Consider the following 16720-nt stretch of genomic DNA (forward strand, 5'->3'; position numbering starts at 1 on the left):
GCGCACACTCGACGGGGGCGCGGGCGTGCCCGCAGCCCGGGCGCGTCTCGATAGGGTGTCATGGCTGATCATGGCAATCGCGCGGCGTCCCAGGGAGGTGTGACCGGAGTGCAGGTGTCCGCTGAGCTGCGCCCCAGCAGGGGGGCGGGTGTGCGACTGCCTGCGCTGGCCGCTCAAGTGGGGGCGGTGCTGGCCGACGACCCGAACGGCCCCAGTGCCGTCCCGGACCTGGCGATCACCGGCGTGACGCTGCGTGCCCAGGATGTGCGGCCCGGCGACCTGTTCGCCGGGCTGCCCGGCTCGGCCACCCACGGCGCCCGCTATGCCGGCGACGCGATCGGCCGCGGCGCCGTCGCGGTGCTCACCGACGCTGCCGGGGTCGACGAGATGGGCGCACCGGTGGTGCCGACGCTGGTGCATCCCGCGCCGCGCAGCGTGCTCGGCGGCCTGGCCGCGACCGTGTACGGGAACCCGTCCGACCGGGTGACGGTGGTCGGCATCACCGGCACCTCCGGGAAAACCACCACCACCTATCTGGTCGAGTCGGGTCTGCGCGCCGGCGGCCACACCGCGGGGCTGATCGGCACCATCGGCATCCGCATCGACGGCGCCGACATCCCCAGCGCCCTGACCACTCCGGAGGCCCCGGCGCTGCAGGCGATGCTGGCCGCGATGGCCGAGCGTGGGGTGGACACCGTCGTCATGGAGGTCTCCAGCCACGCGCTGACACTGGGCCGCGTCGACGGAACCCGTTTCGCGGTAGGCGGTTTCACCAACCTGTCCCGAGACCACCTCGACTTTCACCCCACCATGGCCGACTACTTCGACGCGAAAGCCCTACTGTTCGACCCGAATTCGCCGCTGCGGGCCGGCAGGGCCGTGGTGTGTATCGACGACGACGCCGGGCGCGCGATGGCGCAGCGGGCCATCGATCCGATCACGGTCAGCGGCACCGGCCAGCCGGCGCACTGGCGCGCGACGGATGTGACGCCGCTGGGAACGGGACAAGAGTTCACCGCCGTGGACCCCGCCGGCGGTAGACACCGGATCGGCATTCGGCTCACCGGCGCCTACAACGTCGCGAATTGCCTTGTGGCACTGGCGATTCTCGACGCGGTCGGAGTCTCGCCGGAGCAGGCGGCGGACGGGCTGCTGAACACCCGCGTTCCGGGGCGGCTGGAAGAAATCGACCGCGGCCAAAATTTCCTGGCCCTCGTCGACTACGCCCACAAACCCGGCGCGCTGCGGGCGGTGTTGACCACCCTGCGGCAGCCGGGCCGGCGGCTGGCGGTGGTGTTCGGCGCCGGCGGCGATCGCGACCCGGGCAAGCGGGGGCCGATGGGCGCCGTCGCCGCCGAACTGGCCGACCTGGTCGTCGTCACCGACGACAACCCGCGCGGCGAGGACCCCGCGTCCATCCGCCGCGAGATCCTCAGCGGAGCGGCCGGGTTCGGCGCGGAGGTGGTCGAGATCGGCGACCGGCGCGAGGCGATCAGGCATGCGGTCGGCTGGGCCGGCCCGGGCGACGTGGTGTTGGTCGCCGGCAAAGGCCACGAAACCGGCCAGCGCACCGGCGATGTGGTCCGCCCGTTCGACGACCGCCTCGAACTCGCGCAGGCGTTGGACGACCGCCGATGATCGAGCTGACCGTCGCGCAGATCGCCGAAATCGTCGGCGGCACACTGGCCGACATCACGCCGCAGGACGCCGCCGAACTGCACGTCACCGGGACTGTCGAATTCGACTCCCGCGCCGTCGGCCCCGGCGGGCTGTTCCTGGCGCTGCCGGGCGCCCACTCGGACGGACACGACCACGCGGCCTCGGCCGTCGCGGCCGGTGCGGTCGCCGTGCTGGCCGCGCGGCCGGTCGGGGTGCCCGCCATCGTCGTTGCCCCGCAAGGCGCTTCGGGCTCGCGGGCCGGGGTGCTCGAGCACGACCCGGACGGCTCGGGCGCGGCGGTGCTGGACGCGCTTGCCAAGCTGGCCAAGGCGGTGGCCGAGGAGCTGGTGGCCGGCGGGCTCACGATCATCGGGATCACCGGCTCGTCGGGCAAGACGTCGACCAAAGACCTGGTCGCCGCGGTGCTCGAGCCGCTGGGTGAGGTGGTGGCGCCGCCGGGATCGTTCAACAACGAGCTGGGCCATCCCTGGACGGTGCTGCGGGCGACCCGGCGCACCGACTACCTGGTGTTGGAGATGTCGGCACGCCATCCCGGCAATATCGCCGCGCTGGCCCGGATCGCCCCGCCCGCCATCGGCGTGGTGCTCAACGTGGGCACCGCGCACCTCGGCGAGTTCGGCTCGCGAGAGGCGATCGCGCGCACTAAATCCGAACTGCCACAAGCTGTTCCGTCGTCCGGAGTGGTCATCCTCAACGTCGACGACCCATCGGTGGCGGCGATGGCGCACGTCAGCTCGGGATGGGTGGTTCGGGTCAGCCGATCCAGCGAGACCGATTCGGGGCCCAGCGACGTCTGGGCCGAGGGCGTGTCGCTGGACGAATTGGCCAGGCCGCGCTTTACCCTGCACGCGATGGACGCGCGAGGCGCTCTGGAGGTCGAAGTGCGACTCGGCGTGTACGGCGAACACCAGGTCACCAATGCGCTGTGTGCCAGCGCGGTCGCCCTGCAGTGCGGCGCCGGCGTCGAGCAGATCGCGGCATCGCTGGCCGCGGCGGGCCCGGTGTCGCGGCACCGCATGCAGGTGACCAACCGGGCCGACGGGGTGACCGTCATCGACGACGCCTACAACGCCAACCCTGACTCGATGCGCGCGGGACTGCAGGCGCTGGCTCAGATCGCCCGCGGCGGCGGGCTTGGGAACGCCGAAAAGCGCAGGAGCTGGGCGGTGCTCGGCGAGATGGCCGAGCTGGGGGAGGACGCGATAACCGAGCACGATGCCATCGGCCGGCTGGCGGTGCGCTTAGATGTGTCTCGACTTGTTGTCGTGGGAATGGGGAGGTCGGTAACCGCCATGCACCACGCTGCGGTCATGGAGGGCTCGTGGGGCGCTTCCGGCGATAGGGGGGCCGTGCAGGTCGCCGACGGCGACGCCGCCCTCGACGTGTTGCGGGCCGAACTGCAGCCCGGCGACGTGGTCCTGGTGAAGGCGTCGAACTCCGCCGGACTGGGCGCACTGGCCGAGGCGCTGGTCGCCGAAGGTCCAGCAGGCTCCGCGGGCGAGGTCCGCCCGTGAGGCAGATACTCGTCGCCGTCGCGATCGCCCTGACCGTGTCGATTCTGCTGACCCCCGCGCTGATCCGGCTGTTCACCAAGCAGGGCTTCGGCCACCAGATCCGCGAGGACGGCCCGCCGAGCCACCAAACCAAACGCGGCACCCCGTCGATGGGCGGCGTAGCGATCGTGGCGGGCATTTGGGCCGGCTACCTGGGCACGCACCTGGCCGGGCTGGCGTTCGACGGCGAGGGCGCCTCCGCGTCCGGTCTGCTGGTGCTGGGGTTGGCCACCGTGCTGGGTGGCGTCGGCTTCCTCGACGACCTGATCAAGATCCGCAGGTCGCGCAACCTGGGCTTGAACAAGACGGCCAAGACGGTCGGGCAGATCGTGGCAGCGGTGCTGTTCGGTGTGCTGGTCTTGGGTTTTCACAACGCCAACGGCCTGACGCCGGCCAGCGCGGATCTGTCCTACGTGCGCGAAATCGCCACCGTCACACTGGCTCCCGGACTGTTCGTGCTGTTCTGCGTGCTCGTCGTCAGCGCCTGGTCCAACGCGGTCAACTTCACCGACGGCCTCGACGGGCTGGCCGCGGGCTGCATGGCGATGGTCACCGGCGCGTACGTGTTGATCACCTTCTGGCAGTACCGCAACGCGTGCGCCACCGCGCCCGGCCTGGGCTGCTACAACGTGCGCGATCCGCTGGACCTCGCGCTGGTCGCCGCGGCCACCGCGGGCGCCTGCATCGGCTTTCTGTGGTGGAATGCCGCGCCCGCCAAGATCTTCATGGGCGACACCGGTTCGCTGGCGCTGGGCGGCATCATCGCCGGTCTGTCCGTGGCCAGCCGCACCGAGCTGCTCGCGGTGGTGTTGGGTTCGCTGTTCGTCGCCGAGGTCGTCTCGGTGGTGCTGCAGATCCTCACCTTCCGGACCACCGGGCGCCGGGTGTTCCGGATGGCGCCCTTCCATCACCATTTCGAGTTGAGCGGCTGGGCCGAAACGACGGTCATCATCCGCTTCTGGCTGCTCACCGCGATCGCGTGCGGGCTGGGAGTGGCGCTGTTCTACGGTGAGTGGCTCGCCACGATCGGCGCATGACATGTCCGGGCCGGAACCCTTGTCTCCGCTGTCGGTGGGTGCGCCCGTCCTGATCGCCGGTGCCCGGGTGACCGGCCGGGCGATCCTAGGTGCGCTGACCCGGTTCGGCGCCGTGGCCACGCTGTGCGACGACGATCCGGCCATGCTGGCCCCGTACGCCGAAAACGGTGTCCGCACAGTCGATCCCACCACCGCGGTTCCGCAGATCGCGGACTACGCGCTGGTGGTCACCAGCCCGGGATTCCAGCCGTCGGCGCCGGTGCTGGCCGCCGCCGCGGCGGCGGGCGTGCCGATCTGGGGCGACGTGGAACTGGCCTGGCGGCTGGATGCCGCGGGGTGCTACGGCACACCGCGGCGCTGGCTGGTGGTGACCGGCACCAACGGCAAGACCACGACGACGTCGATGCTGCACGCCATGTTGATCGCCGGCGGGCGGCGCAGCCTGCTGTGCGGCAATATCGGCGACCCGGTACTCGACGTCCTGGACCAGCCGGCCGACCTGCTGGCCGTCGAACTGTCAAGCTTCCAGCTGTTTTGGGCACCGTCGCTGCGGCCCGCGGCGGGCGTCGTGCTCAACATCGCCGAGGACCACCTGGACTGGCACGCGTCGATGGCCGAGTACACCGCGGCCAAGGCCCGGGTGCTGGATGGCGGGGTCGCGGTGGTCGGGCTGGACGACAGCCGGGCCGCTGCTCTGCTGAGCACCGCCGCGGCACCGGTGCGGGTGGGTTTCCGGCTCGGCGAGCCGGCCGCGGGGGAGCTCGGGGTGCGCGACGGGCAGCTGGTCGATCGCGCGTTTGCCGATGATCTGACCCTGCTGTCGGCCGCGTCCATCCCGGTGCCGGGCCCGGTGGGCGTGCTCGACACCCTGGCCGCAGCGGCCCTGGCCCGTAGCGTCGACGTGCCCGCCGCCGCGATCGCGGACGCCATCTCGACGTTTCAGCTGGGTCGGCACCGGTCCGAAGTCGTCGCGGTGGCCGACGGAATCCGGTACGTCGACGATTCGAAGGCGACCAACCCGCACGCCGCCGAGGCGTCGGTGATGGCCTACCCGCGGGTGGTGTGGGTGGCCGGTGGTTTGCTCAAGGGTGCAACGCTGCACGCGGAGGTCGCCAGAATGGCATCTCGTCTGGTCGGCGCGGTACTCATCGGCCGAGACCGGCAAGAGGTTGCCGAGGCGTTATCGCGACACGCGCCCGATGTACCCGTGGTCCAGGTTGTGACAGGCGAGGATGCTGGTATGTATGCGACTGCTGATACTAATGTGACAAAAGTTGACAGTGTGGGGGATAGTCTCGGCGCTCGCGTAATGACCGCTGCTGTGGCGGCGGCTCGTAATTTGGCCAGGTCGGGCGACACGGTGCTGCTGGCACCGGCGGGGGCGTCGTTTGACCAGTTCAGCAGCTACGCCGACCGGGGTGACGCATTCGCGGCCGCCGTACGCGCGGCGCTGCGGTAGGCGGGTGTGGGTAACGCGCTGACCCGGCGCCTACGCCGGGGCAAGAAGAAAATCGAGGCCCCGCCGGTCGAGGCGGCGGACGCCGTCCCGAAAAGCACCGGGGCCGACACCGTGACGGATGCCGAGGCGCCGACGGATGCGATGGGCGCCCCCGAGGCGTCGGGCGCCGCCGAGGCGGACCAGGCCCCGGACCAGGCCCCGACGGCGGCAAAAGTCCAGGTCAAGGATCCGCAGGACAGTCCGCGCGCCCGGTTCGGCGCCTGGCTGCACCGCCCGATGACGTCTTTTCACCTGATCGTCGCGATCGCCGGACTGCTGACCACGCTGGGCCTGACCATGGTGTTGTCGGCCTCGGGTGTGCGGTCCTACGGCGACGACGGCTCGCCATGGGTGATCTTCGGCAAGCAGGTGTTGTGGACGGTCATCGGGGTCTTCGGGGCCTATGTCTCGATGCGGATGCCGGTGCGGTTCCTGCGTAGGGTGGCCTTCCCGGGCTACGTCGTCACCATCATCCTGCTGGTGCTGGTGCTCGTTCCCGGCATCGGAAACCTCGCCAACGGCTCGCGGAAGTGGTTCGTGGTCGCGGGCTTCTCGATGCAGCCCTCCGAGCTGGCCAAGATCGCGTTCGCCATCTGGGGTGCGCACCTGCTGGCGTCGCGGCGCATGGAGCGGGCCACGCTGCGCGAGATGTTGATCCCGCTGGTGCCGGCGGCGGTCATCGCGCTCGGGCTGATCGTCGCCCAGCCCGACCTCGGGCAGACGGTGTCGATGGGCATCATCCTGCTCGCCCTGCTGTGGTACGCCGGGTTGCCGCTGCGAGTCTTCGGAACGTCGCTAATCGCGGTCTTCATGGCCGGGGCGGTGCTGGCCATGTCCGCCGGTTACCGGTCGGACCGGGTGCGCTCCTGGATCAACCCGGAGAACGACCCGCAGGACACCGGCTACCAGGCGCGGCAGGCGAAGTTCGCGCTGGCCCACGGCGGCATCTTCGGCGACGGCCTCGGCCAGGGCACCGCGAAATGGAACTACCTGCCCAATGCGCACAACGACTTCATCTTCGCGATCATCGGCGAGGAGCTGGGCTTCATCGGCGCCTTCGGGCTGCTGGCGCTGTTCGGGTTGTTCGCCTACACCGGGATGCGGATCGCGCGCCGGTCGGCCGACCCGTTCCTGCGGCTGCTGACCGCCACCACCACGATGTGGATCCTCGGGCAGGCCTTCATCAACATCGGCTACGTGATCGGCGTGCTGCCGGTTACCGGTCTGCAGCTGCCTCTGATATCGGCAGGCGGAACATCCACGGCCGCAACGCTTTTCATGATCGGCATCATGTGTAACGCGGCGCGGCATGAGCCCGAGGCGGTGGCCGCGCTGCGCGCCGGGCGCGACGACAAGATGAACCGGCTGCTGCGGCTGCCGCTGCCCGAGCCGTATTCGCCGACTCGCATCGAGTCGTTCCGCGACCGCAAGAAGTCGCAGCCCCGGGCGCCGCGACCGGCCGCCCCGGCGCGGGGGCGTAAGGCCCCGACCCGGAAAGCCGAGCCACCCACGCGTAAGGCACGCCGCGAGCCCGAGCCGCCCCTGCGACCGGTTTTTCCGCGGACAGCTGCCCGCGCGGAAACCCGGTCAAGGCATCATGGATCTGATCAGCGCTATCCCAGACAGGGAGCCGGTCAGCGCCAAACACGGCGCGCTCGCGCACTGGAAGGTCAGCGTTACGGGTGAATCACACGTTCAACGTGCCGACCGGCGGGCAGGGGGTTAGTCCCTCGCCCGCCGGTGCCGCGTTGTCGGTCGTGCTGGCCGGCGGTGGCACTGCCGGCCATGTGGAGCCCGCGATGGCCGTCGCCGATGCCCTGAGCGCGTTGGATCCGCAGGTCCGCATCACCGCGCTGGGTACCGCGCGTGGGCTCGAGACCCGGCTGGTGCCCGAACGCGGCTACCACCTCGAGCTGATCACCCCGGTGCCGCTGCCCCGTAAACCGAGCGGTGACCTGGCCCGGCTGCCACCGCGGGTGTGGCGCGCCGTGCGCGAGACCCGCTTGGTGCTCGACGCCGTCGACGCCGACGTGGTGGTGGGATTCGGTGGTTACGTGGCGTTGCCCGCCTACCTCGCGGCACGCGGCGTCCCCGGTGTTCGGCGGCGCATCCCGGTGGTGATTCACGAGGCCAACGCGCGCGCCGGGCTGGCGAATCGCGTCGGTGCCCGCACCGCGGACCGGGTGCTGTCCGCGGTGCCGCATTCCGGGCTGCGCCGTGCCGAGGTGGTCGGGGTGCCGGTCCGCGCGACGATCGCCTCGCTGGATCGCGCGTCGCTGCGGGCCCAGGCGCGCCGGCACTTCGGGTTCGCCGGCGACGCGCGGGTGCTGCTGGTGTTCGGCGGTTCGCAGGGCGCGGTCTCGCTCAACCGCGCGGTCTCGGGGGCCGCCGCCGAGCTGGCCGCCGCGGGTGTGTCCGTGCTGCACGCGCACGGGCCGAAGAACACCCTCGAGCTGCGCGAACCAGAAGACGGCGATCCCCCATACCGGGCGGTGCCGTATCTCGACCGGATGGACCTGGCCTATGCGGCCGCGGACCTGGCCATCTGCCGCTCCGGGGCGATGACGGTCGCCGAGGTGTCGGCCGTCGGCCTGCCGGCCATCTACGTTCCGCTCCCGATCGGCAACGGCGAGCAGCGGCTCAACGCGCTGCCGGTGGTCAACGCCGGCGGTGGCATGGTCGTCTCCGATGCCGTCCTGACGCCGGACCTGGTGGCCCGGGAGGTGATCGGGCTGCTCACCGACCCGCCGCGGCTGGCGGCGATGACCGCGGCCGCCGCCCGGGTAGGGCATCCGGACGCGGCGCGCCGGGTCGCCGCGGCGGCCCTGGACATCGCGCGACAGGCACGTGACAGGGGGCCGAGGTCCGGCCGGAGGGCCGGGAAAACGCCGTGACGGCCGACCAGTTGCCGCCCGAGCTACAGAGGGTGCACATGGTGGGCATCGGGGGAGCCGGCATGTCGGGCATCGCCCGCATCCTGCTGGACCGCGGCGGGCAGGTATCCGGCTCCGACGCCAAGGAATCCCGCGGTGTGCACGCGCTGCGGGCCCGGGGCGCCCAGATCCGCATCGGGCACGACCCGTCGTCGCTGGACCTGCTGCCCGGCGGCCCGACCGCGGTCATCACCACTCACGCCGCCATCCCGAAGACCAACCCCGAGCTGGTCGAGGCCCGGCGCCGCGGCATTCCGGTGGTGTTGCGGCCGACCGTGCTGGCCAAGCTGATGGACGGGCGGACCACGCTGATGGTCACCGGCACCCACGGCAAGACCACAACGACGTCGATGCTGATCGTGGCGTTGCAGCACTGCGGTCGCGACCCGTCGTTCGCGGTGGGCGGGGATCTCGGCGAGGCCGGCACCAACGCCCACCACGGCAGCGGCGACTGCTTCGTCGCCGAGGCCGACGAAAGCGACGGCTCGCTGCTCGAATACGCGCCGAACGTCGCGGTGGTCACCAATATCGAGACCGATCACCTGGACTACTACGGCAGCGAAGACGCCTATGTCGCGGTCTTCGACGCGTTCGTCGAGCGGCTGGCCCCGGGCGGAGCGCTGGTGGTCTGCACCGACGACCCGGGCGCCGCCGCGCTGGCGCAGCGCAGCAGTGAACTGGGAATCCGGGTGCTGCGCTACGGATCTGCGCCCGACCAGCAGGCCCCGGCAAGCGGGCGGTACCCCCAGGCCGCCACGCTGCTGTCTTGGGAGCAGCAGGGCACCGGAGCCGTCGCGCATATCCGGCTGGGTGATGGACCCGTGCGCGCGATGCGCCTGTCGGTGCCGGGACGGCACATGGCGCTCAATGCGCTGGGTGCGTTGCTGGCCGCGACCGAGGTCGGCGCCCCGACCGACGGAGTGCTCGACGGGCTGGCCGGCTTCGAGGGGGTGCGTCGCCGCTTCGAACTGGTCGGAACGGTCGGCTCGGTGCGGGTGTTCGACGACTACGCCCACCATCCGACCGAGATCGCTGCCACGCTGGCGGCGGTCCGCACGGTCGTCGAGCAGGGCGGCGAGGGTCGCTCGCTGGTGGTGTTTCAGCCCCACTTATATTCGCGGACAAAGACTTTCGCCGCCGAGTTCGGCCACGCCCTGGACGCCGCCGACGAGGTGTTCGTGCTCGACGTGTACGGCGCGCGCGAGAAGCCGTTGGCCGGTGTCAGTGGGGCCAGCGTCGCCGAGCACGTCAGCGTGCCGGCGCGCTACCTGCCGGATTTCTCCGCGGTCGCCGAGCAGGTCGCCGCCGCCGCCGGTCCCGGGGACGTGATCGTGACGATGGGCGCCGGCGACGTGACGCTGCTGGGCGCCGAAATCGTGAACGCGCTGCGGGCGCGGGCCAATCGCAGCGCGCCCGGCCAGCCCGGGGTTTTGCGATGACCGAGCCCAACGACACCACACCCACCGACCTGGCCGCCGACTCTCCTGACCTCACCCCGCCGCCCGACGAGAACGCGGTCACCGAACCGATCCCCGTCGAAGAAGCCCAACCGGAAACCGCCCAATCCGAGGACGAGCCCGCCGAATTCGAGGGTCCGCGCCGCCGGGCCCGGCGCGAACGAGCCGAGCGCCGCGCCGCGCAGGAACGGGCCACCGCGATCGAGGAAGCGCGCCGCGAAGCCAAGCGCCGGGCCAGTGGCCGCACCGGCAACGGGCCCAATGGCCCCCAAAAACCTGCGCGCGGCGTCGTCCGGGGCCTCAAGATGCTGCTCGCCACCATGATGTTGGTCATCGTCGGGGTTGGATTGGCGCTGATCCTCTACTTCACGCCGGTGATGTCGGCGCGCAACATCGTGGTCACCGGCACCGGCGCGGTAACCCGCGAAGAGGTCCTGGACGCGGCGCAGGTGCGGGTCGGCACGCCGCTGTTGCAGATCAACACCAACCAGGTCGCCGACCGGGTGGCCGCGATCCGCCGGGTGGCCAGCGCCCGGGTGCAGCGCCAGTACCCGTCGGCGCTGCGGATCACGATCGTCGAGCGAGTTCCGGTGGTGGTGAAGGACTTTCCCGACGGGCCGCATCTGTTCGACCGCGACGGTGTCGACTTCGCGACCGGCCCGCCGCCCCCGGCGTTGCCGTATATCGACGTCGCCAACCCCGGGCCGACCGACCCGACCACCAAGGCCGCGCTACAGGTGCTGCTGGCACTGCGCCCCGAGGTCGCCGGCCAGGTGGGCCGGATCGCGGCGCCGTCGCTGGCGTCGATCACCCTGACCCTCGGCGATGGGCGAGTGGTGATCTGGGGGACGACCGACCGCACGGATGAGAAGGCCGAAAAGCTCGCCGCCCTGCTCACGCAGCCGGGCAAGACCTACGACGTGTCCAGCCCCGATCTGCCCACCGTCAAGTAGCGATCCGCGGCACCGCCGCCCACCCGCGAGAGTCACGCTGCTTCCGAGAGTCACGCTGGCGCCGCACTCCCGCCCGGATGCCACGCCGGCGTGACGTTCGCCGGGCGGCTCGCGGCGCAGAAAAAACCGCGCGGCACGTCGGCGCGCCTGCAGGGTTAGCGCGGGTCGTGCCCATACCGTTCTGGTTGCGCGGAACTACTTGACATAACTCTAACTCTATGGTTGAGGTTGAGAGTTTGCCAGGGGGACCGCCACCAAATCGGTAAGGAACCGAATCCCCACCAGGGAGGAAGACGAGATGATGACCCCCCCGCATAACTACCTGGCCGTCATCAAGGTTGTGGGTATCGGTGGCGGCGGCGTCAACGCCGTCAACCGGATGATCGAACAGGGCCTCAAGGGCGTCGAGTTCATCGCGATCAACACCGATGCGCAGGCACTGTTGATGAGCGATGCCGACGTCAAGCTCGACGTGGGCCGCGACTCCACGCGCGGACTCGGCGCCGGCGCCGATCCCGAGGTCGGGCGCAAGGCCGCCGAGGACGCCAAGGACGAGATCGAAGAGCTGCTGCGCGGGGCCGACATGGTGTTCGTGACCGCCGGCGAAGGCGGCGGAACCGGCACCGGCGGGGCACCCGTCGTCGCCAGCATCGCCCGCAAGCTGGGCGCGCTGACCGTCGGCGTGGTCACCCGGCCGTTCTCGTTCGAGGGCAAGCGGCGCAGCAACCAGGCCGAAAACGGCATCGGGTCGTTGCGCGAGAGCTGCGACACCCTGATCGTGATTCCCAACGACCGCCTGCTGCAGATGGGCGACGCCGCGGTGTCGCTGATGGACGCATTCCGCAGTGCCGACGAGGTGCTGCTCAACGGTGTCCAGGGCATCACCGACCTGATCACCACGCCCGGCCTGATCAACGTCGACTTCGCCGACGTCAAGGGCATCATGTCCGGCGCGGGCACCGCCCTGATGGGCATCGGCTCGGCCCGCGGCGAAGGCCGCTCACTCAAGGCCGCCGAGATCGCCATCAACTCGCCGCTGCTGGAAGCCTCGATGGAGGGCGCCCAGGGCGTGCTGATGTCGATCGCCGGCGGTAGCGACCTGGGCCTGTTCGAGATCAACGAGGCGGCTTCGCTGGTGCAGGACGCCGCACACCAGGACGCCAACATCATCTTCGGCACCGTGATCGACGACTCGCTGGGCGACGAGGTGCGCGTCACCGTCATCGCGGCCGGCTTCGACGCGGCCGGGTCCGGGCGCAAACCCGTGGTCGGCGGCAGTGCCGACAAGGGGGAGAAGGCCGGCGGTGCCCACCGGATCGAGTCGGCGAAGGCGGGCAAGCTCACCTCGACGCTGTTCGAGCCGGTCGACGCCGTCAGCGTCCCGGTGCACACCAACGGCGCGACGTTGAGTATCGGTGGCGATGACGACGACGTCGATGTGCCTCCCTTCATGCGCCGCTGACGCCGAGCAGGGGAAACCCGACGCTCCGGATACTGGTCACGTGAGCGTTCGCATCCGGCGAGTGACGACCACCCGCGCGGGCGGCGTCTCGAAGCCGCCCTTCGACACCTTCAACCTCGGCGACCATGTCGGTGACGACCCTGCGGCGGTGGCCGCCAACCGCGCCCGGCTGGCTCGTGCCATCGGCTTGGGTGCCGACCGGGTGGTGTGGATGAACCAGGTCCACGGCGATCGGGTCGAGGTCGTCGACGAGCCGCGCGATACCGCCTTCGACGACACCGACGCCTTGGTGACGTGCACGCCCGGACTGGCGTTGGCCGTGGTGACGGCCGACTGTGTGCCGGTGCTGCTGGCCGATGCGCGCGCGGGGGTGGTCGCAGCCGTCCACGCCGGGCGCGTCGGCGCGCAGCGGGGCGTCGTGCTGCGCACGGTGGAGGCGATGCGCAAGCTGGGCGCCCAGCCCGACGACATCTCGGCGCTGCTCGGTCCGGCCGTCTCCGGGCGTAACTACGAAGTGCCCGCGGCGATGGCCGACGAGGTCGAGGCGGCCCTGCCGGGCAGTCGCGCCACCACCGCGAATGGCAGGCCAGGTCTCGACCTTCGGGCCGGAATCGCTTGCCAGTTAAAGGATTTGGGCGTCACATCGATCGACATCGATCCGCGCTGCACGGTTGCCGACGCCAACCTGTTCAGTCATCGCCGGGACGCCCCGACCGGGCGGCTGGCGTCGCTGGTCTGGATGCAGTGACGTGATGGCGGTTGGAATGGCGGACTCGGCGTCGAGTCAGGGCAACCGCGAAACTGAATTGACTCACGCGTTGGCCGCAGTGCGTTCGCGACTAGCGGCGGCCGCGGAAGCGGCGGGACGCAATGTCGGCGAAATTGAACTTCTGCCAATTACCAAATTCTTTCCGGCAAGCGATGTCGCGATTTTGTCTCGATTGGGTTGTCGATCGGTGGGCGAATCACGGGAACAAGAAGCGGCCGCAAAGGTGGCGGAACTCACTCGCTTGGCTTCAGCTTCTGCGACTTCCGGGGGGTCGGATTCGCGAGAGTTGCACTGGCACATGGTTGGACGGATTCAGCGCAAGAAGGCGCGTTCGCTGGCCCGCTGGGCGCACACCGCCCATTCGGTCGACAGCGCGCAACTGGTAACGGCGCTGGAACGCGCGGTGACGGCGACGTTGACCGACGGTGGCCGGCAGCACCCGTTGCGCGTCTACGTTCAGGTCAGTCTGGACGGCGACGTCTCGCGCGGCGGCGTCGACATCACGACGCCGCGACCCCTCGATGAGCTCTGTGCGCAGGTCGAGGAGTCGCGAGGCCTGGAACTGGTCGGGCTGATGGGCATTCCGCCGCTGGGCGCCGACCCCGACGCGGCCTTTGAGCGGCTGCGATCCGAACATCGCCGGGTGCTGGACGCGCACCCGAAAGCGGTCGGGTTGTCCGCCGGTATGTCCAACGATTTCGAGATTGCCGTAAAACACGGTTCGACGTGTGTGCGTGTCGGTACCGCGCTATTGGGCCCACGGCGGCTACCGTCACCGTGAGTAGTCACTGTAGTCACACCTTCATCACAGACAACAGAAATCCCAGGGCTAGAAGGGGTCGCACGCAATGAGCACACTGCACAAGGTCAAGGCCTATTTCGGGATGGCCCCGATGGACGACTACGAAGACGAGTATTACGACGACCGCGCACCGTCGCGCGGATTCCCTCGTGCTCGCTTCGACGAGGATTACGGCCGCGGCTATGACCGGCCCGAATACGACGACCCACGTGGCGAGGCCGGCGACTACGCGCCTCCCGGCTACCGCGGTGGCTACGCCGACGAGCCGCCGCCGTTCCGCGGCCGTGAATTCGACCGCCCGGAGATGGGCCGCCCGCGGTTGGGGTCCTTCCTCCGTGGTGGCGGCACCCGTGGCGCCCTCGCCATGGACCCGCGCCGGATGGCGATGATGTTCGAGGACGGTCACCCGTTGTCGAAGATCACGACGCTGCGGCCCAAGGACTACAGCGAAGCCCGCACTATCGGGGAGCGGTTCCGCGACGGCACGCCGGTGATCATGGACCTGGTGTCGATGGATAACGCGGACGCCAAGCGGCTCGTCGACTTCGCGGCTGGGCTGGCGTTCGCCCTGCGTGGCTCGTTCGACAAGGTGGCGACCAAGGTGTTCCTGCTGTCGCCCGCCGACGTCGACGTCTCGCCCGAGGAGCGCCGCCGGATCGCCGAAACCGGCTTCTACGCTTATCAATAGCCACATCTGCCCCGTCAGAGCGCGGGGTCAGGTGTCTATCACCCGCCTGCCGACGCGGCGCATCTGAGATGTCCGCTCAAGGGTGAGTCGGTACTCTTGCGATGTCCGCGCTATCGCGCGGCGGTTGACGTCTCATCGGTAAGGTCGGGCTCTCGTTGGTGCTGTTCTTTCAGATCCTTGGGTTTGCGCTATTCATCTTTTGGCTGCTGCTTATCGCGCGGGTCGTCGTCGAGTTCATCCGCTCGTTCAGCCGTGATTGGCATCCCACCGGCATCACCGTGGTGATCCTGGAGATCATCATGTCGATCACGGATCCGCCGGTGAAACTGCTGCGTCGGCTGATCCCGCAGCTCACCATCGGGGCGGTCCGCTTTGACCTGTCCATCATGGTCCTTCTGCTGGTCGCGTTCATCGGCATGCAGCTCGCTTTCGGCGCTGCGGCGTGAGCCGCGTTATGTGTCGGCTGCTGTAAGCGACGGTTTGGCCACGGATCGGCCTCGGTTTGATGCGCGCGATTTGCAAATTCTAAGGATTGGGATTTTATGACTCTTAGTGTTTGAAATTGGTTCTTATTTATTGGGCTAATCGGCGACCGCCGGGTCTGGTGTGACAGGATGGGCGGCAGTTGCACAACCGCTGCCACTCCGTTCTACACTTTCGAGAACGTTTGACGGGAACTTGAGGGGACGAAACAATGCCGCTTACACCAGCCGACGTCCACAATGTGGCGTTCAGTAAGCCGCCTATTGGCAAGCGCGGTTACAACGAGGACGAGGTCGACGCGTTCCTCGACCTGGTGGAAAACGAGCTGACGCGGCTCATCGAAGAGAACTCCGATCTGCGCCAGCGGGTCGAGGAGCTGGACCGCGAATTGGCCGCCGGTGGCGGCGCCGCTGCCGCCGCCCCTGCTGCTCAGCCCGCCCCTGTTGCCCCTGTCTTCGAGCCCGAGCCCGAGCCCGAGCCGGTCAAGGCGGCGCCCGCGCCGGCGGCCGCAACCGGGACCAACGAGGAGCAGGCCCTCAAGGCGGCCCGCGTGCTGAGCCTGGCCCAAGACACCGCGGACCGGCTCACCAGCACCGCGCAGGCCGAATCGGACAAGCTGTTGTCCGACGCTCGCGCCAACGCCGACCAGATCATGACCGAGGCCCGGCAGACCGCAGAAACCACGGTCACCGAAGCCCGTCAGCGCGCCGACGCGATGCTGGCCGACGCGCAAACCCGCTCCGAGACGCAGTTGCGTCAGGCCCAGGAGAAGGCCGACGCCCTGCAGGCTGACGCCGAACGCAAGCACTCCGAGATCATGGGCACCATCAACCAGCAGCGCACCGTGCTGGAAGGCCGCCTCGAGCAGCTCCGCACCTTTGAACGCGAATACCGCACCCGCCTCAAGACCTACCTCGAGTCCCAGCTTGAGGAACTCGGCCAGCGCGGATCGGCGGCTCCCGTCGACTCCAGCGCCGATGCCGGTGGGTTCGACCAATTCAATCGGGGTAGTAACTAGCGGGGAGTAGTGCCGGACGGCCTGTTCGGCACACTTATTTGCACTGGACCTGGCAGTCCCGCCCCTCGGCTGGAGGATGACTGATGCTGATCATTGCGCTGGTACTGGCCCTGATCGGGCTTGTTGCGCTGGTGTTCGCAGTCGTGACCAGCAACGAGCTGGTCGCCTGGGTATGCATCGGCGCCAGCGTCCTGGGTGTCGTGCTGCTGATCGTCGACGCGCTGCGGGAACGGCAGCGCCGTGACACAACTGACGAAGCCCACGACGAGCAGCCGGCGGCGGACGAGGCAGTCGACTACCCGGAGGAAGTTCCGGACGAAACCGCTGAGCAGCCGGCCGACGAGACGGTCGCGGCCGACACCCGCGGCGAGGACCCGGCCAAGTAGC

The 16720-nt window shown here is 69.6% G+C and carries 14 protein-coding genes and 1 pseudogene; all 15 read left to right on the forward strand.

All coding sequences use genetic code 11. The annotated features are described in order from the left end of the window. The first annotated feature begins 70 nt into the window (after window positions 1-70). The 15 genes and pseudogenes from SKC41_RS22240 (at window position 71) to SKC41_RS22310 (ending at window position 16719) form a co-directional block, all read left to right on the forward strand. Window positions 71-1638, forward strand: a pseudogene (locus SKC41_RS22240) (UDP-N-acetylmuramoyl-L-alanyl-D-glutamate--2,6-diaminopimelate ligase). Further along, window positions 1635-3194 (forward strand): UDP-N-acetylmuramoyl-tripeptide--D-alanyl-D-alanine ligase, encoded by a 1560-nt coding sequence (locus SKC41_RS22245; protein ID WP_330979839.1) that lies wholly within the window; start codon window positions 1635-1637, stop codon window positions 3192-3194. Before SKC41_RS22240 ends, SKC41_RS22245 begins: the two are co-directional and overlap by 4 nt. Next, complete coding sequence (gene mraY, locus SKC41_RS22250) at window positions 3191-4270, forward strand: phospho-N-acetylmuramoyl-pentapeptide-transferase (RefSeq protein ID WP_330979840.1); 1080 nt, start codon at window positions 3191-3193, stop codon at window positions 4268-4270. Before SKC41_RS22245 ends, mraY begins: the two co-directional genes overlap by 4 nt. A gap of 1 nt (window position 4271) precedes the next feature. Continuing rightward, window positions 4272-5729, forward strand: coding sequence for a UDP-N-acetylmuramoyl-L-alanine--D-glutamate ligase (gene murD / locus SKC41_RS22255; RefSeq protein WP_330979841.1), 1458 nt, complete (start codon window positions 4272-4274; stop codon window positions 5727-5729). Window positions 5730-5735: 6 nt separating this feature from the next. Next, on the forward strand, window positions 5736-7454 hold the full coding sequence (gene ftsW / locus SKC41_RS22260; protein WP_442931751.1) for a putative lipid II flippase FtsW: 1719 nt from the start codon (window positions 5736-5738) through the stop codon (window positions 7452-7454). Then, window positions 7451-8662 carry an undecaprenyldiphospho-muramoylpentapeptide beta-N-acetylglucosaminyltransferase gene (gene murG, locus SKC41_RS22265; protein WP_330979842.1) on the forward strand — a complete coding sequence of 404 codons (1212 nt, stop codon included), beginning with the start codon at window positions 7451-7453 and terminating at the stop codon, window positions 8660-8662. Before ftsW ends, murG begins: the two co-directional genes overlap by 4 nt. Next, window positions 8659-10140, forward strand: coding sequence for a UDP-N-acetylmuramate--L-alanine ligase (gene murC / locus SKC41_RS22270; protein WP_330979843.1), 1482 nt, complete (start codon window positions 8659-8661; stop codon window positions 10138-10140). Before murG ends, murC begins: the two co-directional genes overlap by 4 nt. Next, window positions 10137-11111 (forward strand): cell division protein FtsQ/DivIB, encoded by a 975-nt coding sequence (locus SKC41_RS22275; RefSeq protein WP_330979844.1) that lies wholly within the window; start codon window positions 10137-10139, stop codon window positions 11109-11111. The genes murC and SKC41_RS22275 overlap by 4 nt, the downstream gene beginning before the upstream one ends. Before the next feature lie 301 nt (window positions 11112-11412). Further along, entirely contained in the window at window positions 11413-12573 is a 1161-nt protein-coding gene (ftsZ, locus tag SKC41_RS22280; RefSeq protein ID WP_330980091.1) for a cell division protein FtsZ, read from the forward strand. 40 nt (window positions 12574-12613) lie between these two features. Then, on the forward strand, window positions 12614-13321 hold the full coding sequence (gene pgeF / locus SKC41_RS22285; RefSeq protein ID WP_330979845.1) for a peptidoglycan editing factor PgeF: 708 nt from the start codon (window positions 12614-12616) through the stop codon (window positions 13319-13321). Window positions 13322-13337: 16 nt separating this feature from the next. Further along, window positions 13338-14123, forward strand: a complete 786-nt coding sequence (locus tag SKC41_RS22290) for a YggS family pyridoxal phosphate-dependent enzyme (RefSeq protein WP_330980092.1) — start codon at window positions 13338-13340, stop codon at window positions 14121-14123. Between the two features lie 67 nt (window positions 14124-14190). After that, window positions 14191-14832, forward strand: a complete 642-nt coding sequence (locus SKC41_RS22295) for a cell division protein SepF (protein ID WP_090603292.1) — start codon at window positions 14191-14193, stop codon at window positions 14830-14832. A gap of 155 nt (window positions 14833-14987) precedes the next feature. Beyond that, a complete protein-coding gene (locus SKC41_RS22300; protein ID WP_007170773.1) occupies window positions 14988-15278 on the forward strand; it encodes a YggT family protein in 291 nt (96 codons plus the stop codon). A gap of 248 nt (window positions 15279-15526) precedes the next feature. Next, window positions 15527-16333, forward strand: coding sequence for a DivIVA-like cell division protein Wag31 (wag31, locus tag SKC41_RS22305; RefSeq protein WP_330979846.1), 807 nt, complete (start codon window positions 15527-15529; stop codon window positions 16331-16333). Between the two features lie 83 nt (window positions 16334-16416). Continuing rightward, complete coding sequence (locus tag SKC41_RS22310; protein ID WP_330979847.1) at window positions 16417-16719, forward strand: DUF308 domain-containing protein; 303 nt, start codon at window positions 16417-16419, stop codon at window positions 16717-16719. Window position 16720: the final 1 nt, after the last annotated feature.

The organism is Mycobacterium sp. 050128, assembly GCF_036409155.1.
Lineage (GTDB): Bacteria > Actinomycetota > Actinomycetes > Mycobacteriales > Mycobacteriaceae > Mycobacterium.